Annotated in this window: 6 protein-coding genes; 4 read left to right on the forward strand and 2 right to left on the reverse strand. The window is 70.1% G+C overall.

From position 1 onward, the window contains the following. The first annotated feature begins 334 nt into the window (after nucleotides 1-334). Genes IT306_06185 through IT306_06195 form a run of 3 tightly spaced genes read left to right on the forward strand, consistent with a single transcriptional unit; the run spans nucleotide 335 to nucleotide 3,480 of the window. Nucleotides 335-1,171, forward strand: a complete 837-nt coding sequence (locus IT306_06185; protein ID MCC7367990.1) for a hypothetical protein — start codon at nucleotides 335-337, stop codon at nucleotides 1,169-1,171. A 16-nt stretch (nucleotides 1,172-1,187) separates the two neighbouring features. Next, nucleotides 1,188-2,147 (forward strand): DUF2791 family P-loop domain-containing protein, encoded by a 960-nt coding sequence (locus IT306_06190; GenBank protein ID MCC7367991.1) that lies wholly within the window; start codon nucleotides 1,188-1,190, stop codon nucleotides 2,145-2,147. Next, nucleotides 2,137-3,480 carry a DUF2791 family P-loop domain-containing protein gene (locus IT306_06195; protein MCC7367992.1) on the forward strand — a complete coding sequence of 448 codons (1,344 nt, stop codon included), beginning with the start codon at nucleotides 2,137-2,139 and terminating at the stop codon, nucleotides 3,478-3,480. The genes IT306_06190 and IT306_06195 overlap by 11 nt, the downstream gene beginning before the upstream one ends. A gap of 7 nt (nucleotides 3,481-3,487) precedes the next feature. Here IT306_06195 and IT306_06200 read toward each other — a convergent pair whose 3' ends face one another. After that, nucleotides 3,488-4,585, reverse strand: a complete 1,098-nt coding sequence (locus tag IT306_06200) for a Gfo/Idh/MocA family oxidoreductase (protein MCC7367993.1) — start codon at nucleotides 4,583-4,585, stop codon at nucleotides 3,488-3,490. A 386-nt stretch (nucleotides 4,586-4,971) separates the two neighbouring features. On the opposite strand from IT306_06200, the gene IT306_06205 reads away from it, so the two are divergent. Further along, nucleotides 4,972-5,883, forward strand: a complete 912-nt coding sequence (locus IT306_06205; GenBank protein ID MCC7367994.1) for an EamA family transporter — start codon at nucleotides 4,972-4,974, stop codon at nucleotides 5,881-5,883. A gap of 92 nt (nucleotides 5,884-5,975) precedes the next feature. On the opposite strand, the gene IT306_06210 is transcribed toward IT306_06205, so the two are convergent. Continuing rightward, a partial coding sequence (locus IT306_06210) for an LLM class flavin-dependent oxidoreductase (GenBank protein ID MCC7367995.1) occupies nucleotides 5,976-7,055 on the reverse strand: 1,080 nt, incomplete at its 5' end.

The raw sequence follows: 7,055 nt of genomic DNA on the forward strand, positions 1-7,055 counted from the left end.
CGACGGACGCTCAGCCTCTTCTCACTCGGCCTCCGCTGGCTCGACCGCGCACGCCTCCACTTCGTTCCCCTCTCCCCTCACCTCTCCCTCCCTTTCACCTGACCAGGAAAACTGTCGGGTACTGAGGGGTCGGGGGGTGAGGGCCTTTACCACAGGAAACAATCAATCTTTCATCGGGCTCCGACGAAGCGACGAGCCGTGCACATCGTGCAATCGCCCTGGATGCGGTCACCGTCGGTTGGCAGCAGTGGCGGCGGCCTCCGCGTTCGCGATACCCTCATGCCAGCCGGGAAGGCTGCTCCGCTTCCCGCAATCCTGCTGGTTGGGTGGTGTTGTGACCGACGACGAGCCGTCGCCGACGACTGCTGACGATGAGGCCCAGGCTGCCGTCACGCTCGAGGGCGCGCTGGCCGATTCGGAGGCAGCGGCAGACCGTGCCCTGACGGCCGCCGCCCAGTTGACCAGGGCGCTCCGCCAGCTTCGGGGCGCGGCTCAGCACGGCCACCTACGGAATCTGCGGTCGTCGTTGGGGGCGGTGGCCCAGGCCGCCGACGCGGCTCGTGCGGCGGCGCTGGATGCTGCCGCAAGCTGGACCCTGGACGACGAGGCGTATCTGGCCGACGGCAGCTTCACGCGCGAGGTGCTGGAGAGCGCCCGCGCGGCCGGCCTCCAGTTGTTCGAGCGCGACGAGCGGATGTACTGCTACCCGGTCCTGGTGCGCGTGGCCGCTGCCGAGCGCTCGGTGTTCGTGGATCGGGCGCGCGAGCGGCGCATCCGACCGTCGGTGCTGGTACGGCTGCTCCGCGACATCCAGCAGCGCCCGCCGCGCTTCCGCCCCGATGCGTTCATGGAGTCGCTGTTCACTGCCTACTCGTTCCTGGTGCAGCGGCGCGGGCCAGATGCGCTGGCGGCCGGGCACCCCGAGCGGCTGGCCGAGGTCTACGCGCTGATGACGCTGGCGCCCGGGGCTGCCCGCGACTACTCCACCCAGGAGTTCGCCCGCGACATCTACCTGCTCGATCGGGGCGGCGTGACGACCACACGGCGCGGCTACGTGGTGAGCTTCCCGGCCAGCACCGGCGCACGCTCGTCGGGGCCGGCGCTGCGCGTCGTCACCGAGAGCGGCCAGGAGAAGGTCTACTACAGCATCGCCTTCTCGCCGGGCGCGTAGGCCAGGGGCACACGGCGTGGAGATCCGAGCGACAGACTGGCTGAGCGTCATGCGGCGCGAGTACCTGGATGATTTCATCCGGTCCGGCGGCGCGGCGGTCAAGGTGGCCGTCACGCCAGATGACTTCTCTCGCCGCCGCCTGCGAGACACGCTCAGCGAGCAGGCCGAGGCAGCCGGCTTCCGGGTGGCGGTCGTCAACGCCGCCGCCACGAAAGTGCAGCTGATCGACCGGGTCTTCCACAGCGTCGCGGCGCAGATGCCCTGGGAGACCATGGCGCGGGCGTTCCTGGCCCAGAGCATTCTGCGCGCTGGCCGCCGGCTCCCCGACGATCCCGATGACCTCTCCCTGACGGCGCTGGCGGCGGCCAACGACGTGCCGGCCCGTCACCTGCACACCAGCGTCGCCGATGCGCTCTGGCGCGAACTGTACCGCGACTATCGCATGAGCCAGGAGTTCCGGCTGGCGATGGTCCGCCTCTGCCGTGCCCAGCTCGATCCGGACGACGAGCCGGCCGTCACCGAGGCGACGCTGCTCTGGCTGCGCGGCGAGCTACGGCGCATCTCTGAGCTGAAGCGCGCGCTCATCTTCCAGAAAGTCGCGCGTCACAACGCCCGCCACCTGCTGGCCTCGCTGGCGCACTGGGTCCGGCTGACCGGCTCGGCAGGATTGGTGCTGGTGCTGGACATCGCCCGGTGCGCCCAGCCGGCCCCGCCCCGCGACGAGCGCGACGGCAGCCTCTACTACAGCCGCGCCGCGACCTTTGACGCCTACGAGATGCTGCGCCAGTTGATCGACGGAACCGACGATGTCGAAGGGTTGTTCGTGGTGGCCCTGGCCGGCCCGGAGTTCACGACCGACCCGAAGCGCAGCTACGTCCAGTACCCGGCCTTGCAGTACCGGCTGGCCGACGAAGTCCACGACCGCTACCGGCCGAATCCGCTGGCGGCGCTGGTGAGGATCGGCGATGGCGAGTGAGGGCATGGCGGGTGACGGCGGCCTGGGCGAGGGCATGATGCCGAGCGAGCTGCCGCCCGTCGAGCAGAGCGGCCTGCGCGTCCAGGCGCGGCGGGCCATCGAGGCGTTACGGGCCGGCGTTCCCAACCACGATGCCGTGCTGGCGCTCGGCGGCGGCCAGCCACAGATCGAGGCCCGCTTCCGCCAGAAGCTCGAAGAGGCCGACGACGACGTCGAGCGGAGCACGCAGACCTCGGGGCTGATCGTGGCGGGCGACTTTGGCAGCGGCAAGTCCCACCTGCTGGTGGCGCTGGAGCAGCTCGCCCTCCGCGAGAACTTCGTGTGCAGCACCGTCTCGGTCAGCAAGGAGATCCCGCTGCACGATCCGGACAAGCTGTACCGTGCAGCGATCCGCTCGGCGCGCCTGCCGGACCGGCGCGGCAACGCCCTCGCGGAGCTGGCGTTCAAGCTGAACTTTGACTCGCTGCCGTATGAAGAGCTGGTCGAGTGGTCGTCCAGCTCGGCCAGCCACATCGCGACGCGGTTCCCGGCCTCGCTGCTGGTGTTCCAGCGCACCCACGACGAGGAGACGAAGGATCGCATCATCTCGTTCTGGGGCGGCGATCCGCTGAACACGTCGCAGCTTCGGCGCTGGCTGCGGGACCAGGGTGAGGCCGGCACGTTCCCCCTGGAGCACGTGCCCCAGCGCGAGCTGCCGCTTCAGCACTTCCAGTTCACCAGTCGGCTCATCTCGGCGGCCGGCTACGCCGGCTGGGTGCTGCTGGTGGACGAGTTGGAGCTGATCGCACAGTACTCGGCGAAGGCGCGGGCGCAGGCGTACCATGCGCTGGCCCGCTGGAGCGGACGGCTCAAGGATCTGCAGTGCCCGGGCCTGCTGACCGTGTTCACCATCACCCGGGATTTCACGACGCTGGTGCTCCACCAGCGCAACGACGTCGAGCGCATTCCTGACCGGCTGCGAAGCTCGCCGCGCGAGGCGGACCGCGTGCTCTCGGTTGGGGCCGAGCTAGGGATGCGGGCCATCGAACGGGACCGGATCGCGCTGACGCCGCCGGACGCCGAGGCGCTCGACCGGCTCCAGGAGCAGCTTCAGGAGATCCACGGCGCGGCCTACGACTGGCGCCCGCCGACGCTGCCGCCCGGCGAGCGCGCGACCTCGACGAGTATGCGCCAGTACGTGCGCCGCTGGATCAACGAGTGGGACTTGCTGCGGCTGGACCCGGAGTATCGGCCCTCGACGGTGGCAGGCGAGCTGGTCTTCGACTACGACGAGGACGCCGACCTGGAGCAGCCCCCGGAACACCTGGAGCAGCCCCCGGAAGACGACGCCTGACCCCGGCCTACACCCGCACCGTCCGCCCTTCGGCCGACGACCGTTCGATGGCGGCGATCAGCGCGTGCCGCTTCACGGCGTGCTCGAAGTCCGGGGCGTAGCGCTCGCCGCTCGCCAGGGCCTGCGCGATGCGGGCGTACCCCTGGGCCACGTTCCGGGCCGGCCCGGCCGGGGTGCTGTCTGGGATCAGGGTGTAGCGAGCCGGGGTCTCCATCTGGGCCAGGGCCTCGTCGCCGCGCGCGCCCCGCAGCTGCGTCGGCCCGATGTTCGAGGTGCCGCCTGAGAGCACCAACGTGCCCTTGCTGCCGTAGATCTCCAGCGTGTTGCCGCTCGGGGCGCAGGGCACCGTGGTGGTCAGGAACGCGACTTCGGCGTCGTTGCCGAGGCGGCCTGACACGCTGATCCAGTCTGGCGAGGTGACCTGCATCGTCTCGCCGGTCTCCGTGTTGAACCACTCGGTGATGCGCGTCGAGAGCCGCGCCGAGACTTCCTCGATCTCGCCCACCACGAAGCAGAGGGCGTCGATGGCGTGGCCGCCGGAGATGGTCAGCGTGTTCGCGCCGTTCCGCCGGTCGCCCTGCCAGATGCGCCCGTTGCCGCGTCGGGGGATCGCCTGGCTGACCGCCCCCATCCGCACCGACAGGACGTCGCCGATGTAGCCGTCCTGCACGAGGTCGCGGGCGTAGGTGTGGGTGGGGTCGCTGCGGGCCTGCAGCCCGACGGCCGTCGCCACCGAGCGCACCCGCGCCAGGTTCGCCATGTCCTCGGCCTCGGCGACCGTCGCCCCGAGCGGCCATTCGCAGAACACGGACTTCCCGGCCTCGAGCGCACCCATCACCAGGGCGTGGTGCCCCGGCACGCGCACGACCACGGCGATCATGTCGATGTCGGGGTGGGCGATCATCTCCTCGAAGTTGTGGAACGCCAGCTCCGCGCCGAACGCCTCCGCGGATGCTTTCGCGGTCTCCTCGTGGGCCGTGCAGACGGCCTTCAACTCGTAGTCCGGCAGAGCGTGCAGGGCGGGAACGTGCGCGTTGGCGCCCCAGCCACTGCCGCCGGGTGTGACTGTCGCTCCGACAATTCCGACGCGGATCTTCGATGCCATGCGCTCTCCCAGTCGCCTCGTCCGAGGGCTCAACCGTTGCCAGGATAGACGTGCGCCGCGCACCAGTGCAACGCGCGTGCTGATGTCGGGTTCGAGGGGCACCGGGCTGGCGCACGAGGGGTGACCGACGGAGGGGTGATATACTGACCGCGCGCGGCGCGATGCGCGCTGCTCACCTGTTTGAGCCTTCTGGAGTACGACGTGCCACGTCTGGCCGCTGTCGGCGTCTGGTTGCTGCCGCCGCCGGTCGTCCTTTCCCGCTAGGGTAGGACAGCCGCGCTCTCAGGACCGTCCGGTCCTCTTGATGCCGGCGCGCCGCGTGGCGTGCCCCGGCTGATCCTGCCCACCCTGGTATTCGGCCATGTGTGGAAAGGATCGGTTCGTTCATGTCATCGCTTCTGACTGCTCGTGTCTCGGCGCGCTTCGCGAGGCAGAGCGGCATCTTCATCATCGTGCTGGCAGCGATCCTCTGGGGGACGGTCGGCGTGACGACGCGCGGCGTCTTCACGCTCTCGGAGACCACCGCGCTGACGGTGGCGTTTCTGCGGCTGGCGGTGGCGCTGCCCGCCCTGGCGCTGACGGCGGCGGCTGTCCTCGGGCGGCGTGCCCTCGTCGCCCGGCCGCGCCACCTGCTCCTGATGGCTGGCGCGGGGACCATGCTGGCGCTCTACCAGTTGTGCTACTTCGGCGCGATCCAGCGCGTCGGCGTGGCTGCAGCGACGCTGGTGACGCTCTGCGCCGCGCCGGTCATCGTCGCGCTGGTCTCCACGACGTTCCTCGGGGAGCGGGCGACGCGTCAACTGCTGCTGGCGGCCGGACTGGCCATCGGCGGCACGATCCTGCTGGTCAGCCCTGGAGAGACGTCCGCGGGCAACGGCGAGACGACGCTCGGCGTGCTGCTCGCGCTCGGCTCGGCGACGGGGTACGCCCTGATCGCGATGGTGAGCCGCACGCTGGCCCGGGTCGCGCACCCGCTCACGTCGATGACGGTCAGCTTCGCGTTCGGCGCGGCGGCCTTGCTGCCGGCGCTGCTGCTGGAGGGTCTGCACCTCTCGTTCACGCCGGCTGCGTGGGGGCTGCTCGTGTACCTGGGGGTCGTGCCGTCGGCGCTGGCCTACGTGCTGTTCACCATCGGGATGCGGACAACGGTCGCGACCGTCGCCAGCCTGGTGACGCTGATCGAGCCGTTGACGGCGGCGCTGCTGGCGTGGCTGATCTTCGGGGAGCAGCTCGGGCCGCTGGCGCTCGTCGGGGGAATGCTGCTGCTGGGCGCGGTGCTGCTGCTGACGCGGGAATAGCGATGGATGCGGGGTCGAGGACCGTGGGTCGTGGGTCATGGGTCGTGGGGACAGGCTTCCCACGACCCATGATCTCTGACCCTCGACCCCGGCTACGTGAGGTCCGCGAGCTGCGGCAGCACCCGCTCCGCCAGCAGCGTCATCGAGCGGTCCCAGACCGAGCGATCCGGCCAGTCATGCGCGATGGCCAGGACCGTCCCGAAGCCACCAACGGCGTGGTAGAGCGCCCGCAGCTTGCGGGCGACCTCGTCCGGATCCCCGACGATCCAGGTGGTGTCGAGCAGGTACTCCGGGGTGACCTCGTCGTCCGTCATGTCCGGATCCTGCTTGTACATGTTGAGCCGGCCCGGCGTCTTGCGGGCGTTCCGCAGGAAGTACTCGCGGAAGTCCCGCCCGATCGCGCCGTTCAGCGCCTCGTCGCGGGCCTGCTCCGTCGTCTCGGCGACGTGGATGTCGCGGGCGATGCGCCATGTCGTCCGGTCCGCCGTCTTGCCTGACGATGTTGCCCCGGCCTCGATCTGGTCCCAGTGGGTCGCCAGCACCCGCGAGGGGATCAGGTTGATGCTCATCGGGATCCAGCCGCGCTCGCCGGCCAGGGTCAGCGTCTCGGAGCGCTCGGAGACGCCGGCCACGGCGATGGGCGGGTGCGGCTGCTGGTACGGTCGGAAGTAGACGTGCTTGCCGATGCTCAGGTCTGGCGTCGGGACGGTGAACCGCCAGTTGTGCTGCTCGTAGAGGCCCGGCTCGGCCTGCCCGGTCCAGAGTTTGACCACGAGGTCTACGGCATCCAGCGTCAGGATGCGATGCTTGCCGCTCCTCGGATCGATGCCGACCATCTCCAGGTCGCCGACGAAGGAGCCGGTCCCGATGCCCCAGATGAACCGCCCGCGCGCCAGCTGATCGAGCTGCGCGATGCGGTGGGCCAGCACGAACGGGCTGTGGTTTGGCATGCAGGAGACGCCCGTCCCGAAGACGATCTGCTTCGTGCGCTGGAGGGCGGCGGCGATGAACTGGTCCGGGGCCGGGATGTTCTCCCACTCCGCCGTGAAGTGCTCGCCGACCCACGCCTCGCAGTACCCGAGTGCGTCGCAGCGCTCGACCTGGGAGAGGTCAAGCTCGAGGGTCTCGGCTACGTCCGAGCCGAGCGGATGAAGCGGCATCATGAAATAGCC

It is taken from the genome of Chloroflexota bacterium (assembly GCA_020850535.1).
GTDB lineage: Bacteria > Chloroflexota > UBA6077 > UBA6077 > JACCZL01 > JADZEM01.